Below are 21,776 nucleotides of genomic sequence, written 5' to 3'. Positions count from 1 at the left end.
GTTTGTCTATTCGGGAAAACCGGATTCCATCCACTTTTCCCTGACAAACTGTAGATCTGCTAAACAGTCTCTTTGTCGTCGCCCATAAAGCGATAGCCGACACCGGCTTCTGTGCAAATAATGGTTGGCTGCGTTGGGTCTCTCTCGATCTTTTGGCGCAGCTGGCCAATAAACACCCGCAAATAATGAAGGTCATCGCCGTGGGCGGGGCCCCAAACGGAGGTGAGCAGTGTTTTGTGGGTGACCACCCGGCCTGAGTAGCGTGCCAAGAGCACCAGAAGGTCATATTCCTTCGGTGTCAGTTTGATGGGTTTTGCGTCTCGTGCCACCAATCGGCGCACAGTGTCGATGGTCAGACCATCGACGTTCAAAAGTGTCGCAACGGCGCTTTCACGGTTTTTTCGGCGAAGGGCGGTGCGAATGCGCGCTGTCAATTCGCCAATTCCAAAGGGCTTTTCGATATAATCATCCGCGCCAAGGTCGAGGGCTGCGATTTTTTCGCTTTCCCGGTCGCGGGCCGAGAGGATGATGATCGGGATTTCCGACCAGCCGCGCACGCTGGCAATCACCTCTTTGCCGTCCATGTCGGGCAGGCCCAGATCAAGGATCATCACATCAGGAGCAGTGGTGGCGGCCGCTTTCAGGGCTTCAGCGCCGTTGCCAGCCTCAATCACATGGTAGCCGGCGGCCGTCAGCGCCGGGCGCAAAAAGCGCTGGATCTGCGGCTCGTCATCCACCACCAAAACCCGATCGAGGCTCATGGTGCGTCCTCTCTACAGGGCATGTCCCTGCCCGGCATCTCTTTGATCGGAAACCGCATCACAATTCTCGTGCCTCTCTTTTTCAAAGCGGGGCTTTCCGCTTTGATTGTCCCGCCCATGGCGGTGACAAAACCCCGCGCAATCGAAAGGCCAAGCCCTGTTCCCGGTGCGCGGCCATCCGCTTTGCCACGGCGGTAGAATTTCTCAAAAACCTGCTCAAGCTCTTCCACAGGAATACCTTTACCAAGGTCTGTGACAGAAATCAGCACCTCATTGCCATCGCGCCGGGCATAGACGTTGATCGGCTCGGTTCCGCCGTATTTGACTGCATTGTCGAGAAGATTGAACAACACCTGCCCCAAAAGAACACTGTCCGTCTCGATCAATGGCAGGTCGGGGGCGATGCCCGTCTCAATCACCCGTCCCGGAAAATATTTGCGCGCCCGATCCGTGGAGGCTCGCACAACATCTGCCACATCCACCCAATCGCATTTAAGGCGCAACATTCCCGCTTCAATGCGGCTCATGTCGAGGAGATTGGCGACAAAACGTGAAAGACGTTCACTTTCTTGCTCGATCGATTGCAGCAGATCGTCGCGGCTTTCCGCATCCATCTTGTCGCCAAAGGTGCGCAGGCTGCTCACGGCCCCGGTGATGGTGGCAAGCGGTGTACGCAAATCATGCGAGATCGACGACAGCAGCGCATCACGGTAGCGCTCCCCTTCCAGTCTTGCGGCCTGCTCAATGCTGGTTTTGGACAGGCGTGCCCGGTCAATGGCAATGGCGGTCTGATCCAGAATGGCCGAAAATGCCTTTTCTCCCGCCGCATCCAGCGCAGTGTCGCCTTGCTCTATGCCGCAAACCCCAACGGCGCCGTGGGGTGTCATCAAGGGCCTGAAGTGAAAGCGGCTGTTGGGAAGGGTGCCCGTTCCTTTGCCCGCTGGTTCCTGCTTTTCATAGGCCCAGCGTGCGGCGGTGATGTCGGTTACTCCCGGCTCGGTATCGGGCGGCCATGCCGCTTGCGTTTTGAGATCACCGTCTTGCGGCAAAAGCAAAATGGCGTTGCCTTTGACACTGGCCTGCAATTGGGTCACAGCGGCCCAGAGCACCTCGTCTGATTTGACGGTGCCGGAAAGTTTACGGGAAAAATCATAGAGCGCCTGCATGGCGATGGTGCGCACACGGGCTGTGGCAGCCTGTTCACGAATGCGTGCCGCTAAGCTGCCCGCCAAGACTGCGGCCCCAAGATAGGCAAACAGTGCAAACACTTCATAGGGTTCGGCAACCGTGAACGTATAGCGCGGCACAATGAAAAAGAAATTATAGGCCAATGTGGACAGGCCAGCCGCAACCAGCGCTGACAACAGGCCGCCATAGCTTGCCGCCGATAACACGGCCAGCAGAAAGATAATCGACAGATTGGGCAGATGAACAAAGCTGTCGATTGCAACACCAAGAGCGGTGGCACCACCAACAAAGCCCGCCGCCACCAGCAATGAGCGCGGTGCATTGGACAATTCGATTGGCTTGAAAATGAATGGGCGCTTTTTCTCATCCTGATCGGGCGGCACCAGATGGATGGCAACGCCCGGCGAGCGCTTTGCCAGCGCATCGGGCAGCGTGCGGCGTCGGAGGGAATACCAGGGGCGCTTTTGCGATGTGCCAATGACAATCTGGGTGGCGTGTTCGCGCCGCACGAGTTTGATCAGTTCCTCGGTGAAATCACTCCCGGTCACGCGGCGAAGATCGGCACCCAATTGTTGGGCCAGTTGCAACGTACGTTCCAGCCGTTGCTGGTCTTCGCCTTGCCCGGCGTCGCGATCGACCATTTCGACATGCACAACGATCCATGACGCATTCAGGCCGGATGCAAGGCGGCTTGCCGTGCGCACCACCTTTTCAGACAAAGGGTCCGGGCCGACACAGACAATCAAACGCTCACCGCTGGCCCATGGCCCTTCGATGGCATTCTGGCGCAGATAATCGATCATCTGGTCATCAACACGATCGGCGGTGCGGCGCAGGGCCAGCTCGCGCAGGGCCGTCAAATTACCGATGCGAAAGAAGCGATCCACCGCCCGGGTGGCGCTTTCCGGCAGGTAGACTTTGCCACCCCGCAGGCGCTCCACCAGTTCCGCCGGGGGCAGATCCACCAGCAGCACCTCATCGGCCTTGTTCAACACCGTATCGGGCACCCGCTCACGGATGGTGACACCAGTGATCTGGGTGACAAGATCCGAGAGGCTTTCGAGATGCTGGATATTGATCGCCGTCCAGACATCAATACCCGCTTCGATCAGTTCTTCAATGTCCTGATAGCGCTTGGGATGGCGGGCATCCTCGGGATTGCTGTGGGCCAACTCATCGACAATCAGAATGCGGGGCTTGCGGATCAGCGCTGCATCCAGATCAAATTCTTCCAGCACGCGGCCACGATAATTGACCGGTTGCCGTGGCAAAATCGGAAGGCCCTTGAGAAGATCAGCGGTCTCCGAGCGGCCATGGGTTTCCACCAGACCCACAACAATATCGACACCATCCTCATGCAAGCGCCGCGCGCGCGACAGCATGGCATAGGTTTTGCCGACACCCGGGGCAGCCCCCAGGAAAACAGTGAGTTTACCCCGGCGGTCTTTCTCCGCCAGGGTCAGCAAAGCATCCGGGTCGGGACGCTTGTCCGGGTCTTGACTGCTTGCAGCCATGCGCTTGATCAGCCTTTCAATGCATCCAGTGCCAGGTTCAGCTTCAGCACATTGACCTGTGGTTCGCCAATGAAGCCAAGGGACGGCAGAACTGTTTCACTCTGCACCAAAGCAGCAACGCTGGTTTCTGGCAAGCCACGTGCTTTGGCCACCCGTGCAATCTGCGCCTTGGCAAACTCTGGCGAGATGTGAGGATCAAGCCCGGAACCCGAGGCCATGACAGCATCGGCGGGCAGCGTGCCATTAATGCCGCTGTCTTTCAGGTGCTTGATGTTGGCGGCAACCGCATCACGCAGCTTGGCAGCGGTTGGCCCCAGGTTGGAGCCACCCGATGCCATGGGATTGTAGGCATCGGGGCTTGTGGCCGATGGCCGCGGCCAGAAATAACGCTCGGTTGTGAAATTCTGGCCAATCAGTTGCGAACCAATCACCACATCGCCTTTGGTGATCAGGCTGCCATTGGCCTGGGCGGGCATGGCAAACTTGGCAACCCCGGTAATAGTCAGGGGATAGCCGATGCCCGTGAGCAGGGTCATGAGGACGACAAGCGAAAAGGCGGGACGAAGATGGTTGATCATGATCTTACACCAGATTGAGGAAGCCAACCACAAGGTCGATGATCTTGATGCCCGCAAAGGGCAGAACCAGACCACCAAGCCCGTAGATGAGCAGGTTGCGGCGCAGCAGCACGGCAGCACTGGCCGGGCGATATTCAATGCCCTTCAGCGCCAGCGGAATGAGCGCAATGATGATCAGTGCATTGAAAATCACAGCCGACAGAATGGCCGACTTGGGCGAGGACAGCCCCATGACGTTCAAGGCATTGAGCTGCGGATAGGTGACAACGAACAAGGCCGGGATAATGGCGAAATATTTGGCCACATCATTGGCAATAGAGAAGGTTGTCAGCGCACCACGGGTCATCAGGAGCTGTTTGCCAATACCAACGATTTCAATCAGCTTGGTGGGGCTGGAGTCGAGATCCACCATGTTGGCGGCTTCGCGAGCGGCTTGCGTGCCGGTCTGCATGGCCACACCCACATCGGCCTGGGCAAGCGCCGGGGCATCGTTGGTGCCGTCTCCGCACATGGCCACAAGGCGGCCGCCCTCCTGCTGCTTGCGGATATAGGCCAGCTTGTCTTCGGGCTTGGCCTCGGCCAGATAATCGTCCACCCCGGCTTCAGAGGCAATGGCGGCGGCGGTCACCGGATTATCGCCCGTGACCATCACAGTGCGAATGCCCATGGCGCGCAGCTCGGCAAACCGCTCCTTGATGCCCGGCTTGACCATGTCCTTCAGATGAATCACACCCAGCAGACGATTGCCATTGGCAACTGCCAGCGGCGTGCCGCCGGTGCGGGCCACCTTTTCCACAGCTTGGCGGAAAGCAGCGGGGGCGCTGTTTTCCTTGACGCCTGCAAAGCGCAGCACCGAGTCCACCGCACCCTTGCGCAAGCGCCGCTCGCCAATATCACAGCCCGAAATACGGGTTTCGGCGGCAAATGGCACCAGAAGATCTACCGTCACATTCGGCGTTTGAACGCCATAGCTGCTGTTGGCCAAGGCAATGATGGAGCGACCTTCCGGTGTTTCATCACCCAGACTGGCCAGCAGGGCTGCCTCGGCCAGCTCGTTGGCACCAACGCCCGGTGCCGGGATAAAGTCGGCTGCCATGCGGTTGCCGTAGGTGATGGTGCCTGTTTTGTCGAGCAGAAGCGTATCCACATCGCCTGCGGCTTCCACGGCACGGCCAGATGTGGCAATGACATTGAACCGCACGAGACGATCCATACCGGCAATGCCGATGGCCGACAGCAAGCCGCCAATGGTGGTGGGGATCAGCGTCACCAGCAGGGCCGCCAGAACCGTGATGGACACAACCGTGCCGGAATAGCCTGCCAGACCCCAGACCGAGACAACGACAACCAGGAAGATCAGCGTCAGGCCGGACAGCAGAATGGACAGGGCAATTTCGTTTGGCGTTTTCTGCCGTTCGGCCCCTTCGATCAGGGCAATCATCCGGTCCACAAAGCTGGAGCCTGCCTGCACGGTGATGCGCACCTTGATCCAGTCCGACAACACCTGTGTGCCGCCAGTAACAGCAGAACGGTCACCGCCGGATTCACGAATAACAGGGGCGGATTCGCCGGTAATGGCGCTTTCATTGACCGAGGCAATGCCCTCGATCACCTCGCCATCGCCGGGGATCAGCTCTCCCACATCGACGCGCACGACATCGCCCACTTTCAACGTGGTGGCGGGCACCATTTCTTCCTGACCATTGGCGGAGAGACGGCGGGCCACCAGCTCGGATTTGGTCTTTTTCAGGGTTTCGGCCTGGGCGCGGCCCCGGCCTTCGGCCACGGCTTCGGCAAAGGTGGCAAACAACACGGTAAACCACAGCCAAGCGGCAATTTGTCCGGAAAACAGCGGATCGCCTGTATGGGTTATCAGGTCGCGCAGGCAAAGGGCGGTGACAAACGCTGCCACAACCTCGGTGACAAAAATAACCGGATTGCGCACCAGCTTACGGGGGTCCAGCTTGATGAAAGCATCTTTGGCGGCTGGTCCGAGAATGGACGGATCAAGAATGCTCATGCTGGAGGACGTGCGAGACATAAAAATCTCCCTCAAAATGTTTGGCCAGCGAGCATGGCAAGATGCTCAACAATCGGACCAAGGGCGAGTGCTGGGAAAAATTGCAGGCCACCAAGGATCAGAATGACCCCGACGAGAAGACCGGCAAAAAGCGGTGTGGCGGTGGGGAATGTGCCCGCAGACGCCGGAATTTTCTGCTTGGCGGCCAGCGATCCGGCGATAGCCATCACGGGGACGATATAGCCAAAGCGACCCAGCATCATGGAAATACCCAGCGTGGTGTTATACCAAGCGGTATTGGCATTCAGACCGCCCATAGCCGAGCCATTGTTGCCGGCAGCAGAGGTGAAGGCATAGAGAATTTCCGACAAACCATGCGGACCCGGCGTGCCGATGCTGGCGACAGCAAAGGACAACATGGCAGACACGGCCGAAAAACCAAGGATAACAACGGGCAGGATCAACACTGCCAGCATGGCGAATTTCATTTCGCGCGATTCAATCTTTTTGCCCAGAAATTCCGGGGTGCGCCCCACCATTAGGCCCGCCACAAACACCGCCAGGATGGCAAAGACAATCAGGCCATAAAGACCGGAGCCAACCCCGCCGGGCAGAATTTCGCCAAGCTGGATGAGGAACATCGGCACCAGGCCACCAAGGCCGGTGAACGAGCCGATCATACCATTGACGCCACCATTGGATTCACCCGTGGTTACGGCGGCATAGAGCGCTGTCATGGCTTGGCCAAAACGCACTTCCTTGCCTTCCATATTGCCTTGCAAGGCATCAACGCCCAGCGAGGTCAATATGGGATTGCCATGGGATTCTGCCCAGTAGATGATGGCCACGCCCGCAAACAGCAAGGCGGCAATCGAGCAGATCAGGGTCCAACCCTGACGGCGGTTGCCGGTCATTTCGCCAAAAGTGAACACCAGAGCTGAGGAGATAGACATCATTGCAAAGATGTTGAGATAGCCGGAAATCACATTGGGATTTTCAAACGGATGGGCTGCATTGGCGTTGAAAAAGCCACCGCCATTGGTGCCAAGCTGCTTGATGGCTTCCTGACTGGCAACAGGGCCAACGGCAATAATCTGCTTTGCGCCTTCCAGCGTGGTGGCAGCCACGGAGCCATCCAGTGTCTGCGGCAGGCCAAGCGCCACAAACACCAGCGCCAGAATAATGGCCAGCGGCAACAGCACATATAGCGTAGCGCGGGTGACATCGACCCAGAAATTGCCAAGGGTTGCGCTTTGCGAGCGCATAAAGGCACGCGTCACGGCAATGGCCAGCGCAATGCCCGTGGCAGCAGACAGGAAGTTCTGCACTGTCAAACCGGCCATCTGGGTGAAGTTGCTCATCACCGCTTCACCGCTGTAGGCTTGCCAATTGGTATTGGTCACAAAGCTGACTGCGGTATTAAATGACAGATCGGCAGGCACATTGGCAAAGCCTTGCGGGTTGATGGGCAGATAGGCTTGCAGACGCATGATGGCGTAAAGAACAACAAAGCCAGCCAGCGAAAACGTCAGCATGGCCAGCGTATAGGCAAGCCAGCCCTGTTCCTTGTCTGCCTTGATCGCAGACAGTTTATAAAATCCGTGCTCCAGCGGGGCGAGAACGGGGGTGAGAAATGTTCGTTTGCCGGAAAAAACCGCGCTCATGTAAAGCCCAAGCGGTTTGATTGCGGCAAGGACGAGCAGAAAGACGATGCAGATTTGCATCCATCCGATCAAAGTCATGGGAAACGTCCTTGAGGAGTTTAGAATTTCTCGGGTCTGAGCAGGGTTGCGACCAGATAGACTGCGAGCGCTGCTGCAATAAAAAGACCAATAAGGGGCTCAAGCATGGCACCCTCACAAACGCTGGAGAGAATGCGCATAAAGCGCGAGCACACCGAAGATGCCCACGCCCAGCGCAATAAAGATGATGTCGGACATTGCCGCACTCCTGTTGTTTACAGGGGCAATCTAGGCTGAAGTCAGCTCAGGTTTCGATTGCGAAGAGCAGGTTCGGGCATAAGGAAAATATAAAGATCCTGCCTATCACGGCTGTGGCAAGGTCGATGCGGTGTCGACGTTGGCCTCCACAGACATGCCGGGCAGCAAACGTTGTTGAAGCGGCTGGCCCGGATCAATGGAAATTTTGACGGAGATGCGCTGCGGTATTTTGGTGAAATTGCCAATGGCATTGTCGGTGCGAAGCACGGAAAATTCGGAGCCTGTTGCAGGAGAAAGCTGCTCGACCTTGCCGGTGAATTTTGCGCCACCCAGCGCATCCACCGTAAACCATGCCCTTTGGCCGGGCTGAATGCGATCCGTCTGCGCTTCCTTGTAATTGGCAATCACCCATTGTTCATCAGGCACGAGAAACATCAGCTGTGTGCCATTTGTCACGTACTGGCCCAATCGTGCGCCGATGTCGCTCAGCCTGCCGCTTTCGGGTGCCGCCACCGTGGTGTAATCCAGATTGATTTTGGCGAGTTCAAGCTGGGCTTTGGCACTTTCCACCTCGGCCTGAAGCACCCGTGCATTGACTTGCGCAGAACGCAGTGCCTGCTCGGCGCTTTCATTGCCGGCAATCGCCTCGGTCACAGCGGCTTTTGCAGCCTCTTCCGTGGCCTTGGCAGCATCCAATGCACTCACCGAAAATGACCCTCTGGTGACCAGATCATTGGCGCGGACAAGATCAGCCGTTGCTTTTACCAGCTCGGCCTTCCCGCTCAGGATTTTCGCACCCGCTGTTGCCACATCTGCCTGCCTTTGGGCCACGAGTTGGGTGTTATTGGCCAGATTGGCCACGGATATATCAAGATTTGCCTGCGCTTGTGCAAGCTGCTGTTTGTAGGCGCTTGAATCAATCTTCAAAAGCACCTGCCCGGCTGTGACGCGTTCATAATCCTGCACGGTTATGTGATGGATATAACCACTCACTTGGGGACTGATGATTGTGGTCTTGCCACGAACAGAGGCATTTTCCGTGCTCTCAATCGCGGTTTCAAACGGCGGCAGATGCCAGGCGGCCAAAACCGACAATGTCCCCGCCATCGCAAGCCCCGTGATCAGCACGAGCGTTACGAGACTGTGGACGGGCGGTCGCCAGGGCTTGGGAAGATCAAAGGATGTGACCATTGAAATATCCTGTTCTGTGTTGGTCATTGTGCAGCCTTATCGGATGGGGTTTTGAGCAGCCGCTCATGCAAGATCACACCCAGAAGAAAGAGTGCAACCAGCGAGGCCAGAATGAAAATGATGTAAAAAACATCGGCATAGGCGGCCACCTGCGCCTCAAGCAGCGCGCGCTGGCCAAGTGCTGCAACACTTTCGGCAAAACGCAATGTGGGGTCTTGAACAGTGCTGGCAAGCCCATGGCTCAAGCGTGTGATTTCATTCGTGACCAGCGGATTGTCCTTGGCCAGCTGTGCGTCAAAGCTCTGTAGATGAAACTGCTGGCGATACAGCACGCTGGTTTGCACAAATGCGACGCCAATCAGCGAGCCAAGCGATTGGGTAATGCCAAAAAGTGCAATGAAACTGGTCATTTTTGATCCGCCCTCCGCCAATACCTTGCTCAAGCCAAACAAAAATGACGGCCCGATAAAGACGGTTGTGGCAAAGGCAATCAGGCTTTGCGTCACGATCAACTGCGGCGCGCGCGTCATATCGCTGATCGATGTGTCCATGAAGGATGCAACCGCCACCAAGCCCACGGCCATCATCACCAGAGGCGTGAGCCGTGTTGGCCCGGCTGCAATGGCACCGACGACAACGCCCAGAATGGCCGCCAGCAAGATACACAGAGAAAGCGGGCGGATATCGTCGTTGGTCAGGCCGAAGCCGCGCAATAATCCGATGGCACCTGTGGTTTGCTCGGAAAAGACGATGCGGGCGATGATGGTGACGATGGCAAAACGCAGCAACACAAATTTGCCCAGCCAGCGCACATCAATTAAAGGTCTGGCGCGGCAATATTCAATGCCGAGGGCCATTGCCATGCAGGGGGCGGAAATGGCCAAAAGCCAACCGATCCAAGGCGTGTCCGTCCACCAGAAATAGCTTCCCATGCCGACGGCTGCGCCAAAACAGGCAATTGCGCAGGCATAAAAGCCAAAGGTGAGCGCATCCAGCGTCTCAAACACTTTCACGCGCTTATTGGGGGGCAGCCGCACATAGAGGACGGCGGCGAGCGACAGCAACGACAGGCCCAATTCAAACAGATAGATGCCGTGCCAATTGCTCAGCGCCAGCCCTGATATGGGAAAGAGACGCGCAAGCGGCAGGGCCAATTGCGGCAGGCCGATGCCCAGCGCCACGGCTGTCTGCCGATATTGGATCGGCAAAGACTGATTGATGTAAAACACCCCGAGCACGGTGAGAGCTGCACCGGAAATGCCACTTGCCGCCCGCACGGCGATGGCGCTGGCCATGCTGTCAACAAACAGATGGGCAAAGACGGTTGCCGCATACAGCATCAGAAAGACAATGCAAAACGAGCGTATCCCAAATTGCTGACGGTATTTGATCAAGATAAAGCCGGTGATGGAACTGGTGATCAGATAGACCGTTGGCAACCAGGCAATTTCGGAGAGGTTGAGACCGAGAGCGCCCTGAAGATAAGGCAGATTGGCCACCACAAGCGCATTGCCCAAACCGCCGGTGATCGCCACCAGAACGCCGGTAAAGCCATAGACAATACGGCGCGCCAGCGGATGGTCTGGCGACGGTGGCGCGCCCGGAATAACGCCGCTTTCCGCCTCCGAAAATTCCCAATTCTGGTCGTCATAAAAGGCAATACCCGAACGCGATCGATGACGGATGAAGGACATAAGCTTTTGCAAAACGATGCGCATGTCGAAGCCCATTCGCTTGAGGCATGGTTTCAAAAGAGCGTAGACAGATGTGGCGAACAGGCGGGTCCGCCACATCCGAGCTTTTACAAGGGAGAAAATCAGCCCTTGATAAAGGCCAGAAGATCGGGATTGATCACATCGGCATGGGTGGTCAACATGCCGTGCGGGAAGCCCTTGTAGATTTTCAGCGTGCTGTTTTTGAGCAGCTTGGCCTGAAGTTCTGCCGCATCCTTGTAAGGCACAACCTGATCGTCATCGCCCTGAAGCACCAGAGTTGGCACGGTGATGGCCTTCAAATCTTCGGTCTGGTCTGTTTCCGAGAAGGCTTTGATGCCGTCATAATGGGCCTTGGCGGCTCCCATCATGCCCTGACGCCACCAATTCTCGATGACACCTTGAGACACTTTGGCATCGGGACGGTTGAAGCCATAGAATGGACCGGAGGCAACATCGAGGAAAAACTGGCTCCGATTGGCGGCCAGCGCTGCGCGAAAGCCATCGAACACCTCAATCGGTGTGCCACCGGGATTGTTGGCGGTTTTGACCATGATCGGCGGAATGGCGGCCACCAGAACGGCCTTGGCAACCCGGCCCTGTGGCTGACCAAATTTTGCAACATAGCGTGCCACTTCGCCGCCGCCGGTCGAGTGACCGATATGCACCGAATTGCGCAGATTGAGATGTTCTGCCACAGCAGAGGCGTCGGCGGCGTAATGATCAATATCATGGCCATCGCTCACCTGGCTTGAACGGCCGTGGCCACGACGGTCATGGGCGACAACGCGATAGCCCTTGCTGACGAAATACAGCATCTGCGTATCCCAATCGTCGGACGACAGAGGCCAGCCATGGTGAAAGACGATAGGCTGCGCGTCCTTTGGACCCCAATCCTTATAGAAGATCTCTACGCCGTCTTTTGTGGTGACAAAACTATGGGTCATCTCAAATTCTCCTTTTGTTGTATGGGGTTTTTTCTTGGTTGAAGCCAAAGCAGGAACTGCCAGCGTCAGGGGAATTGCGGCACCTGTGAGCAGGACATGTCGCCGCGAAAGGGGGAATTCAGGGGTCATCACTCTCTCCGGGTTCACTGCGCGCCGCGCGTGCTCTCAAACAAGAACCAGGCGCGACGTTCTGCTTCATCAACCCAGTTTTCGAGCAGGCTGGCCGTTGCGATGTCGCCATGTTCCTCGCAAAGCTCGTGGGTTTCCTTCATCAGCGAAACCAGCGTCAGGTTGTCATCGCGAAGCTCTGCCAGCATATCGGCAGGCGTTACAAAGGGTGCGTCATTGTCGAGAAGCCGCTGCAGACCCGCAATGTGACCAATGGAGCGAAGGGTTGTGCCACCGATTTTGCGGGCGCGCTCGGCAATGTCATCTGTCATGGCGAAAATTTGCGCGCCCTGCTCGTCGAGCATCAGGTGGTAATCGCGAAAATGTGGACCGCTCATGTGCCAGTGAAAATTCTTGGTCTTGAGATAGAGCACGAACACATCGGCCAACAGCGTCGTCAATGCTGCGGCAATATCAGCCGTTGCATTTGCTGCGAGGTTTGTGGGCGTTGCAAGGGGTGCCTTACGATGCTTTTCAGCAAGTTCACGGTCCATTATAATCTCCTTTGGCATGGTCGGATTTTGATGGTGTCGACATTGAGCGGATCAGAGAACGTCGAAGACTGTGCTTGCTGCTCCAGCATCGCTTGTTCGATGACAAACTTGTATGCGATGGAGGCAGGCTGCTGTATCCAATACTTGTGTAGTTGATCCCACACCTATGTATAGTTTCAACAACCCCCGATGGGGCTTATCAATCGTGGGCATTCATTGCTGTGGAGATAAGTGCGCGGGCGCAGTTACACTGTGTGTCCAAGCTCCATCACCTGTGAAAATGACCCTTTGACATTCCGGCCTGTGCCATCCGTCAAAGCGGCCTTTCGTGTCAATCCACCCGAATTCATGAAGGTTACACCCGCCATGTCCTATGATTTTCCCGCCCAAGGCTGCTCGCACAGATCAACAATCCGTTCGGTTCGGCCAATGTCACTTGGATGTGAGGAATGCCTGCAAACCGGACAGGAATGGCTTCATCTGAGGCTCTGCCGCACGTGTGGCCATGTGGGCTGCTGTGATCAATCGCCGGGCCGCCATGCAACGGCTCATTTTCACACCACGGGGCATCCGATCATGGAAGGTTACGATCCGCCAGAAGGTTGGGGCTGGTGCTATGTCGACGAGACCTTTGTGGATCTGCCCAACCAGACACCCCAGCGCGGCCCAATCCCTCGATACGACTGAGCAAGTGTTGAAATGCGGCAATCATGCCTCAAGCCTATGTTCGATCAGGAGTGACAGATGCCAGATCTCAGCGCCCGCCAGAATCAGATGTTTCCGGTGCTTAACGCCCAGCAGCTCGAAATAGCCAAGCGCTTTGCCAATGGTGCGCCTCAGCATTTTCTGCCCGGTGACTTTGTTTACCGGCTGGGCGATCACCAGGCACCGGCCTGGCTGGTGCTGGAGGGGGAAATTGATGTTTTTCGCCACGAGGGCCTATCGGGCGAAGCGCCGATCACCACCCATGGCGTCGGTCAGCTCACCGGCGAAATCAACCAGCTTTCCGGCCGCCCAACGCTGGCGGGCGGGCGCGCAGGCCGCAAGGGTTGCACGGCCATTTCATTCGATGCCGCGCATTTGCGCGCATTGGTGATTGGTTCGGCCGATGTTGGTGAAATCATCATGCGCGCATTCATTCTTCGCCGGGTTCATTTGCTGGATGAAGGTGCTGGCTCCGTGTTGATCGGACCTGCGGGCGATGCCGCTCTCGCGCGCCTGCAAGGGTTTCTAACCCGCAATGCCTTTCCCTACACAGTGCTGGATTCGTCTGCCGAGGGCGAAGGCCGTGCCTTGATTGAACGATTGGGAATTGTGAGTGAAGACCTGCCCCTGATGGTCTGCCCCAATGGCACCGTGCTTAAAAAGCCAACCGATGCTGACGCGGCAGCGTGCCTTGGCATGACGCCCGAGCTTAAGCCCGACAAGATTTATGATGTTGCCATTGTTGGTGCCGGGCCTGCGGGTCTTGCTGCTGCGGTTTATGCCGCATCCGAAGGGCTGGAGGTCATTATTATCGACGAACGTTCCGTCGGCGGGCAGGCCGGTGCATCGTCGCGAATTGAAAATTATCTGGGCTTTCCAACCGGCATTTCCGGGCAAGCACTGGCGGGGCGCGCCTATAATCAGGCGCTTAAATTTGGCGCGGAAGTGGTTTTGCCCATCGAAGTGAAAAGGCTGGCAGCACATGCCACGATGTGGACGCTTGAATGTGCAGGCGGCCAGGAGGTTACGGCCCGCAGCATAGTGATTGCAGCCGGTGCCCGTTATCGGCGACCGGATGTTGCCAATATTCAAAATTTTGAAGGCAATGGGATTTCCTATTGGGCCTCCCCCATCGAGGCAAAGCTTTGCGCTGGTGAAGATGTGGTGCTGGTTGGGGGTGGCAATTCCGCCGGCCAGGCCATTGCGTTTTTGGCCCCTCAGGTTCGAAAACTGCATTTGGTGGTGCGGCGCGCGCTCGAAGAAACTATGTCGCAATACCTGATTGATCGGATCAAGGCGCTGCCTAATGTTGAATTGCATATGCATTGTGAAATCAATGCCATCACAGGTGAAGCCGCCACGGGTCTGACCTCGACAACAATCCGCAATCGGCTGACCGGGAGCGAACAGCACCTTCCCCTTCGCCATATGTTCCTCTTCATCGGCGCTGACCCGAACACCGATTGGGTGCGTGATCAGATCCGCACCGACGACAAAGGCTTCATCTTAACCGGCCAGCCCTTTCCATCGAACAACGCTGTTGCGCGCCAACCGCTGCCGCTGGAAACCAGCTTGCCGAATGTGTTTGCAATTGGCGATGTTCGGGCCGGATCCACAAAGCGCGTTGCTGCTGCGGTGGGTGAAGGTGCGGCTGTCGTCGCGCAAATTCACACCGTGTTGAGCCTGATGAAAGCCGGCGTTGCGCTTTAATTCTTTTCGCGAGAGCCGCAAAATCAACCCTTGCTCATTTCTGCGACTTGCTTCAGTGCTGATGAATGAAAACAGCGGACGCTGAAGTCCGTTTCATCATGCCGTGAAGAAAGCTTTCGTGCAAAGATATGCGGCTATCGTGTGTCTCCAGCAGATGTCAGGGGTTCACACTTTTGTCGATTGAACATTTTGTCGAACATTATGGCTTGCTCGCGATCTTTGGCGGTGCCGGGATAGAAGGTGAAGCTGTCGTTTTTCTCGGAGGCGTTCTCGCCCACCGAGGCTTGCTGATCTACTGGCAGGTGGCTCTGGCTGCCTCCGCAGGCTCGTTTTTGATGGACCAATTGTTGTTTTTTGCCGGTCGCTATGCCAGCGGCAATGGCTGGGTGCGCAAGATGATCGCGCATCCGATCTTGAGCCGTGTCACAAACCTTCTGGAGCGTTATCCAACCGGGTTTGTCATCGCGTTTCGCTGGATCTATGGCATGCGGACCATCAGCCCGATTGTCATTGGCATGTCACACATTCCCATCGTTAAATTCATGGCGTTGAACGCTATGGCTGCGGCAATTTGGGGACCGGTCATTGCCGGGATCGGATTTGTCTTTGGCCATGGCATTGAAAATCTGCTGGGCAGATTTGCGCTGGAAGCGCATCTCGCTATCGCGTTCGTGGCAATTTTTGCATTGATGTGCGCCGCCCTCCTCTATCAAAAATATGCGGAAAAATAGAAGAGACTGCATCGGACCGAAACGTGGAAATCGGTTTTTGGCCCAATGCTCTGGTGCCGTGTCTCCCGCGCGCGCCACGGCACAGACGTTAGTTGAGCTTGTGTTGCGCCAGCCAGTCACCGGCACGATATTTTGCGCCGGAAAGAGGCTTTTGGTGGCCCGCCGAGCGCCAATCCGTTCAGCGCTATCGCCAGAACCACGCAAAGTGCAATGCCTGCGATGATGGGGGTTAGAAAATGCAATTGCAGACCTTGCGTGAAGAGCGCGCCAAGCTGCGGTGTGCCGATCAGGGTGGCAACTGAGACGATGCTGACATTGGACACCACCGCCACACGCAAACCCGCGGCAATGACCGGGAACGGCCAGCGGCAGTTCAATCGTCAACAGGCGGGCCGCTGACCCACGATCCGCCGTCTTTTCTCATCGGGTTGGTGAAAATTATGCAGCAGATTTAAAGGTTACAGCGCCGTTCGCCATATACGGCGCACGGCGCTGTAGAGTCCGGCCAATTTGTAATCGTGACTTTCAGCCTGGGTATCTGGTGCCCACAGGCAACATTCTTAATACATAACCACAGATTAAAAGCCTGTTGCTTTAAGCAACCATGTCATTGAACCGCATGTTTTCTGGTGTTGCGACCAGTTTTGCGGCCTCGGCATTGGCTCTGGAAAGGGCCTCGGAGATGGGTTTGGCGCAGGCAATTTCTGCAGCCAGCACGCCGATGAACATGTCGCCAGCACCATGGGTGCTTTCCACCTTCACCTTCACTGCCGGCAGCACAATATCGTCTCCGTTCTTGTTTGCATAAGCAACGCCTGCCCCGCCTGCGGTGACGATGACTTCAGGAAACCTGTCCACCAGCTTCCTTGCTGCCTCCAAAGCACCGTCGAGGGTCTCGACAACGGGCACGCCCGCCAGCATTTCCGCTTCAATGGCGTTGACAACGATGATGTCAATCAACGGTGCAAGATCGGCTGAGAGAGGGCGCGCAGGTGCTGCATTGATCAGAACGCGACCGCCTGCTTGTTTGACCATTTTTGCTGCTGCAGCATTGGCCGAATCTGGTATTTCGTTTTGCAACACCAGCACCGTGGTGCGGGCCAAAAGATCTGCGGCTGCAGCCACGTCGTGGTCACCCAGGGTCAGATTGGTGCCAGAGACAATGACGGCTCCATAATCGCCTTGCTCATCAAAAATTGCCACGCTCATTCCGGTTGACATTGTGCCGCTTCCAGAAGAATCCCGCCGAACGAAGCGGTCATCAACGCCTCTGCGCCTGAGGGTTTCCAGAAGAAAGCGTCCGAATTCATCCTCGGCAACGGCCCCGATCATGAATGTGGATATCCCGGACATTGCTGCCGAAACTGCCTGATTGCCGCCCTTACCGCCAAATTTTGGGTGCCAGGAGGTGCCCGTTACCGTTTCGCCCTTGCGTGGGCGGTCTGGGCCGAAGACCGCTATATCATAGTGAAGGCTGCCAAAAACGGTGACGATAGGAGAGGATGTCATGGAAGTCGATCTTTGCGTTTTGAGGTGACGGCAGACATGGTGCGGTCGAGATTGCGCTCGGCTGCCTGATAATCGCGCTGGGCGACGGCGACGAAAATAGCGTCGAGAATATTGAGCTGGGCAATGCGGGCCGCAGCATTTTCGCCCATCAAAGGCGAGCCTTGGGCTGTGGAGCACAACACCACGTCGGCGGATTGGGCAAGCGCTGATGAGCCATAGTTGGTCACGGCAATCGTGCTCGCACCGTTTCTGCGGGCAAGCTGGAGCGCGTCGATGACGGCAATGGTATTGCCGGAATGCGAGAAACCAATGGCGATATCGCCCCCCGCGAGAAGGGACGCAGACATCAGCATCATGTGCGCGTCATCAAAAACGTTAGCCCGCACGCCAATCCGCAAAAACTTGTGAGAGACGTCGCGCGCAATTTGTGCGGAGCCGCCGACGCCGTAGAAGTCCCGGTGTTGCGCCTTGTGGATCATGTCAGCAGCCGTATCAAACGCCGCCATGTCTAAGATGGCAAGCGTTTCTTCAAGGGCATGGATGGAGGTGCGAAAAACCTTTTGAACAATTTCGAGGGACGTGTCATCGACAGACAGTTCCTGATGCATTTCGGTCGTTGGCTGGCGGTTGTATTGACTGACTGACGAGCGGAAATCCCGAAAGCCCGAAAAACCAAGTTTTTTGGTGATCTTCACCACCATGGCCTCTGAGACGCCCGCATTTTCCGCAATCTGTTTCAGCGAGGTTTCCTCGCTGAAATCCCGCATGCCAAACACTGTATCCACGACTTTTGCTTCGAGCGGCGTCAGCGTTGGCATCATCATTCGGATGCGCGGCCCTACCGCCTTCATATCAAAGCTATCCGTGTTCATTCCCGTCCCCTTGTCGCGCGATCAATCATCATTGCGACGAGGATTATAAGGCCAGTGGCGAGCAGTTGATAGAAGGCCTGAACATTCATCAGCGTCAAACCATTGCGCATTGCGCCGAGAATAATGGCACCGAGAATGGTGCCGACAATGCTCCCCTTGCCGCCCATCAGCGATGCGCCACCAATGGCGGCCGCCGCAATCGCGTCAAGCTCCCACAGATTGCCAAGAATGGGTTCAGCAGCGCCGAGACGTCCAATCAGGATCAACGAGGCAAGGGCTGCCAGCACACCGGAAATGACATAGGCGATGATTTTGGTGCGCGCAATCGGCACCCCGGCCACATAGGCAGCCTCTTCGTTGCCACCAACCGCCATGAGGTATTCGCCAATCGGTGTTTTTTTCAACAGCACCCAGGCCGCAACCGAAGCAGCTGCAACGATCAATACCGGGATTGGCAGGCCAAACAGGGTGCCGTTGAACAATGACCTGAATCCGGCGGGAATACCCAAGACCGGGTTGCCTCCGGTGAAAATCAGCGCAATCGCCCTGTAGGTGGAGAGGGTGCCAAGTGTGACGATAAAAGGCTGCAAACCGACATAGGCGACCAGCAAACCATTGATGAAACCACAGGCGGCACCCACGCCAAGGCCTGCAAGAATGGCCAGCGGAACAGGTGTGCCGCCCAGCATCAGCGTTGCCGTTATCACGGCGGCAATAGCCGCGGTTGGCCCAACGGAAAGATCGATGCCACCTGAAATGATCACCAATGTCATACCCAATGCTAGGCAGGCATTGATACTGGATTGCTGAAGGATATTGGTGAGATTGCGCTCTGAAAGGAAGCCGGGAACCAGGGCTGCAAACACCGCCATGATGACAATGAGACCGATCAGGGTTCCCGCGTCACGCAAAGAGAAAGAGAAGCGGCGAAAGGCGGGAGATGCATTGGCACCGGCAGTTGAAGTGGCGGTCATGACAAAAATCCTCAAATTTTACGCGGGGTTTGCGATCAAGCCGGGTTTCGCACCAGCAATCGCTCCCGGAATGGCGTGCGCCACGATCGTGCTTTCGGTCAGTTGGTCGCCTGTCAGCTCAGCAGCAATCCGTCCGTCCCGCATCACGAGGACGCGGTCAGATAAACGTATGACATCGGGAAGCTCGGAAGACACAACGATGATGGAGCAGCCTTCGCTGGCGAGGGTCTCGATCAACTGATAAATCTCGGATTTTGCGCCGACATCAATGCCGCGTGTGGGTTCATCAAACAGCAAAATCTGCGATTTGGCCGCCAGCCATCTGGCAATGATCGCTTTTTGCTGGTTCCCGCCACTGAACAGCCGGATGGGACGATCAAGCTGAAAGGGTCGCAGATTAACCCGCTTCAACAGATCACTGGCGCTGGCACGCAGCCGGTGATTGCTGATGATGCCCGCAGCGGAAAAACTGGGCAGCGAGGCAAGCGCCATATTGAGGCTCACGGGGCGCAACGGAATGATGCCTTCCCGCTTGCGCTCTTCGGGGACAAGGCCAATGCCTGCGGCGATCGCATCGCGCGGGTTTCTCGGGCTTACAACGTTACCGTCGATTGTGATCGATCCCGCGCTCAGGCGATCAACGCCGGCAATCAGCCGCAGCAGTTCGGTGCGCCCAGAGCCCACAAGGCCTGCGATGCCCAAAACCTCACCTTTATGCAGCGAGAAGGAAATATTTTTGATTTTGGTGGACGATGAAAGATTGCGCGCTTCAAGCTTAATTTGGTCAGTCGCAAACGAATTGTGTGTTTCCTGCATCAGTTCACGCCCAACCATCATGGCAATGACCTGCTTTTCCGATGCGGTTTTCATATCCACCACACCAACAAGCTTGCCGTCTCGCATGACGCTGGCCCGTTGGCAGATCCGGAAAACCTCGTCCATCTTGTGCGAAACATAGATGATCGAGACGCCGCTGGCTGAGAGATTGGCAATCACCTCCGCCAAGCGGTCGAACTCGCTCGGCGTCAAGCTCGATGTTGGCTCATCCATGGCGATGACTTTCGCCTTGTCGAGCAGGGCGCGCCCGATTTCGACGATCTGGCGCTGAGCAACTTTCAGGCTGGAGATTGGTGCTGAAACATCAATGCTGCGATCAATCATCGACAGCGCTTCGGCTGCGCGCTTTTCCTGCTCGCTGCGAGAGACGAAAAGCCCACCCAATCGGGTCGGCGCGTGACCAAGAAACATGTTCTGGGCAACGCTTAAGTGCGGCACTTGCTGAAGTTCCTGGTGGATCATGGCAATGCCAGCAACCCGGGCATCCTGCGGCTTACGAAAGGTAACAGCCTCACCATCCACAAAAACCGAGCCGGATGTTGGCCGAAAAACACCGGACAGAATGCGCAGAAGCGTCGACTTTCCGGCACCATTTTCGCCCAGCAATCCGTGAATTTCACCAGGGGCCACTTTGAAACTCACATCCGTCAGCGCGTTCACGCCCGGAAAACTCTTTGAGATCGTCTCGAAACCTAGTCGCGGAACCATAGCCGCCTCCTCCCGCAAGGCCCAGAGACGCCGAACCTAAGTTCGGCATCTCTGCACGTCTGTTACTTGCCAGCCTTGGCATCTTCCATCAGCACAGTGCGAACATTGACACCCTGCCCCTGATAGCGGCTGAGATTATCGGCGGTGATCAGCGCCTGCGGCGTGGCCACCACACGCGGAAGCTTTTGGCCAGCCACAAGCCGAAGTGCGGTTTCCATGGCCACTTCACCGGTCAAAACCGGAAAGCTATCGACAGTACCGGTCAACTCACCGGCCTTGATGGAAGCATAGGCATCTGAAATGCCGTCTGTGCCGAAAACCGCCACTTTGCCAGCAAGGCCTGCAGCCTTGACGGCTTCAACGACGCCCAGTGCCATGCCGTCATTGTTGGCGTAAAAGCCGATCAAATCGGGATATTGATTGAGAATGTTGGTGGCAGCGTCGTAGGATGTCTGGCGATCCCAATTGCCGGGAACGCTGGCGACAACCTTGAACTTGTTGTCGGCGCTGATTGTGGATTTGAAGCCTTCTGTGCGCTGCACGGCCGCATAAACGCCCGCTTGACCTTCGATAATGGCCACTTTGCCGCCCTGCGGGCGATTGGCAATGAACCATTTGGCAACGCGAACACCGTTGTCACGCTGAACGTTGCCAACATAATGCTCAGCTTGCGGAATCACCGCGTCATTGACATCCACAACTGGAATCTTCGCGGCCTTTGCCTGCTCGATCACGGGCTGAAGATTGGAATCCGTTTGTGGCGAAACGAGCAGCACATTATAGCCTTGCGTGATCATGCCCTCGGCAATCGTCAACTGACCCAGTTGGTCGCCTTCGCTTTGCGCAGCCTGATAGGCGACCGGCACGTTCTTCTCTTTGCCAAATGCCTTGTAGCCTTCGCCAAGGGAACGCCAATATTCGTTGGTCAGGGTCTTTGAAACCGCTCCGGCCTTGGTGCCCTCGGGAAGCTTTGGAAATGGACCAAGTTTCGCTTCCAGTTCTGACCAATCCATCCGGTCCTTTTCGGTGTCGGAATTGAGCGGCGCAAGCTGTTGCGCAAAGGCTGCGCTCAACAAAAAGCTGGCGGCAAGGCCAGTTGCAAGAGTCAATTTCATCATGGACTTCATCGGTTCCTCCCGGGTGGTGTCACACGGCACGCCTTCGGCGTGCCTTATTTTCAAAGGTTTGAAATTTCGCTGATTTTGATGTTGCTGGCT

Annotated in this window: 19 protein-coding genes; 3 read left to right on the top strand and 16 right to left on the bottom strand. The window is 56.5% G+C overall.

Annotation, left to right across the window (positions count from 1 at the left end; all coding sequences use genetic code 11):
- Positions 1 to 59: 59 nt before the first annotated feature.
- From BJF95_RS01450 to BJF95_RS01405, 10 genes are all read right to left on the bottom strand, one after another.
- Positions 60 to 761 carry a response regulator gene (locus tag BJF95_RS01450; protein ID WP_075637670.1) on the bottom strand — a complete coding sequence of 234 codons (702 nt, stop codon included), beginning with the start codon at positions 759 to 761 and terminating at the stop codon, positions 60 to 62.
- Positions 758 to 3,463 (bottom strand): sensor histidine kinase, encoded by a 2,706-nt coding sequence (locus BJF95_RS01445; protein ID WP_075637669.1) that lies wholly within the window; start codon positions 3,461 to 3,463, stop codon positions 758 to 760. Before BJF95_RS01445 ends, BJF95_RS01450 begins: the two co-directional genes overlap by 4 nt.
- 8 nt (positions 3,464 to 3,471) lie before the next feature.
- Positions 3,472 to 4,041, bottom strand: a complete 570-nt coding sequence (gene kdpC / locus BJF95_RS01440) for a potassium-transporting ATPase subunit KdpC (RefSeq protein WP_075637668.1) — start codon at positions 4,039 to 4,041, stop codon at positions 3,472 to 3,474.
- A gap of 4 nt (positions 4,042 to 4,045) precedes the next feature.
- Positions 4,046 to 6,082: a potassium-transporting ATPase subunit KdpB gene (gene kdpB, locus BJF95_RS01435; protein WP_075637667.1), complete on the bottom strand. Its 2,037-nt coding sequence runs from the start codon at positions 6,080 to 6,082 to the stop codon at positions 4,046 to 4,048.
- Positions 6,083 to 6,093: 11 nt separating this feature from the next.
- Positions 6,094 to 7,803, bottom strand: coding sequence for a potassium-transporting ATPase subunit KdpA (gene kdpA, locus BJF95_RS01430; protein WP_075637666.1), 1,710 nt, complete (start codon positions 7,801 to 7,803; stop codon positions 6,094 to 6,096).
- 20 nt (positions 7,804 to 7,823) lie between these two features.
- Positions 7,824 to 7,910: a K(+)-transporting ATPase subunit F gene (gene kdpF / locus BJF95_RS24610; RefSeq protein ID WP_075637665.1), complete on the bottom strand. Its 87-nt coding sequence runs from the start codon at positions 7,908 to 7,910 to the stop codon at positions 7,824 to 7,826.
- 196 nt (positions 7,911 to 8,106) lie between these two features.
- Positions 8,107 to 9,219 (bottom strand): HlyD family secretion protein, encoded by a 1,113-nt coding sequence (locus BJF95_RS01420; RefSeq protein ID WP_075637664.1) that lies wholly within the window; start codon positions 9,217 to 9,219, stop codon positions 8,107 to 8,109.
- Complete coding sequence (locus BJF95_RS01415; protein WP_175577178.1) at positions 9,216 to 10,910, bottom strand: MFS transporter; 1,695 nt, start codon at positions 10,908 to 10,910, stop codon at positions 9,216 to 9,218. Before BJF95_RS01415 ends, BJF95_RS01420 begins: the two co-directional genes overlap by 4 nt.
- 98 nt (positions 10,911 to 11,008) lie before the next feature.
- Positions 11,009 to 11,980 (bottom strand): alpha/beta fold hydrolase, encoded by a 972-nt coding sequence (locus BJF95_RS01410; RefSeq protein WP_075637663.1) that lies wholly within the window; start codon positions 11,978 to 11,980, stop codon positions 11,009 to 11,011.
- A gap of 14 nt (positions 11,981 to 11,994) precedes the next feature.
- Complete coding sequence (locus tag BJF95_RS01405; RefSeq protein ID WP_075637662.1) at positions 11,995 to 12,513, bottom strand: Dps family protein; 519 nt, start codon at positions 12,511 to 12,513, stop codon at positions 11,995 to 11,997.
- A gap of 429 nt (positions 12,514 to 12,942) precedes the next feature.
- Between BJF95_RS01405 and BJF95_RS01400 the strand changes: the two genes are divergently transcribed.
- The 3 genes from BJF95_RS01400 to BJF95_RS01390 all read left to right on the top strand — a co-directional run bounded on the left by BJF95_RS01400 (position 12,943) and on the right by BJF95_RS01390 (position 15,659).
- Complete coding sequence (locus BJF95_RS01400) at positions 12,943 to 13,200, top strand: UBP-type zinc finger domain-containing protein (RefSeq protein WP_175577181.1); 258 nt, start codon at positions 12,943 to 12,945, stop codon at positions 13,198 to 13,200.
- 57 nt (positions 13,201 to 13,257) lie between these two features.
- Entirely contained in the window at positions 13,258 to 14,928 is a 1,671-nt protein-coding gene (locus tag BJF95_RS01395; protein ID WP_075637661.1) for an FAD-dependent oxidoreductase, read from the top strand.
- A 173-nt stretch (positions 14,929 to 15,101) separates the two neighbouring features.
- A complete protein-coding gene (locus BJF95_RS01390; RefSeq protein WP_075637660.1) occupies positions 15,102 to 15,659 on the top strand; it encodes a DedA family protein in 558 nt (185 codons plus the stop codon).
- Positions 15,660 to 15,775: 116 nt separating this feature from the next.
- Here the strand turns inward: BJF95_RS01390 and BJF95_RS01385 are convergent, their stop codons facing one another.
- From BJF95_RS01385 to BJF95_RS01360, 6 genes are all read right to left on the bottom strand, one after another.
- The gene (locus BJF95_RS01385) at positions 15,776 to 15,991 is read right to left on the bottom strand and encodes a hypothetical protein (protein WP_245297206.1); all 216 of its coding nucleotides are present in this window, start codon (positions 15,989 to 15,991) and stop codon (positions 15,776 to 15,778) included.
- Between the two features lie 262 nt (positions 15,992 to 16,253).
- A complete protein-coding gene (locus BJF95_RS01380) occupies positions 16,254 to 17,168 on the bottom strand; it encodes a ribokinase (protein ID WP_075637659.1) in 915 nt (304 codons plus the stop codon).
- Positions 17,165 to 18,040: a MurR/RpiR family transcriptional regulator gene (locus BJF95_RS01375; protein WP_075637658.1), complete on the bottom strand. Its 876-nt coding sequence runs from the start codon at positions 18,038 to 18,040 to the stop codon at positions 17,165 to 17,167. Before BJF95_RS01375 ends, BJF95_RS01380 begins: the two co-directional genes overlap by 4 nt.
- On the bottom strand, positions 18,037 to 19,014 hold the full coding sequence (locus tag BJF95_RS01370; RefSeq protein WP_075637657.1) for an ABC transporter permease: 978 nt from the start codon (positions 19,012 to 19,014) through the stop codon (positions 18,037 to 18,039). The genes BJF95_RS01375 and BJF95_RS01370 overlap by 4 nt, the downstream gene beginning before the upstream one ends.
- A gap of 18 nt (positions 19,015 to 19,032) precedes the next feature.
- A complete protein-coding gene (locus BJF95_RS01365; RefSeq protein WP_075637656.1) occupies positions 19,033 to 20,559 on the bottom strand; it encodes a sugar ABC transporter ATP-binding protein in 1,527 nt (508 codons plus the stop codon).
- A gap of 62 nt (positions 20,560 to 20,621) precedes the next feature.
- Positions 20,622 to 21,674: a sugar ABC transporter substrate-binding protein gene (locus BJF95_RS01360; protein WP_139317368.1), complete on the bottom strand. Its 1,053-nt coding sequence runs from the start codon at positions 21,672 to 21,674 to the stop codon at positions 20,622 to 20,624.
- Between the last annotated feature and the right edge of the window lie 102 nt (positions 21,675 to 21,776).

The organism is Rhizobium oryziradicis (assembly GCF_001939045.1).
In the GTDB taxonomy this organism is placed as follows: Bacteria; Pseudomonadota; Alphaproteobacteria; order Rhizobiales; family Rhizobiaceae; genus Allorhizobium; species Allorhizobium oryziradicis.
This window is presented reverse-complemented; position numbering and strand designations above follow the sequence as displayed.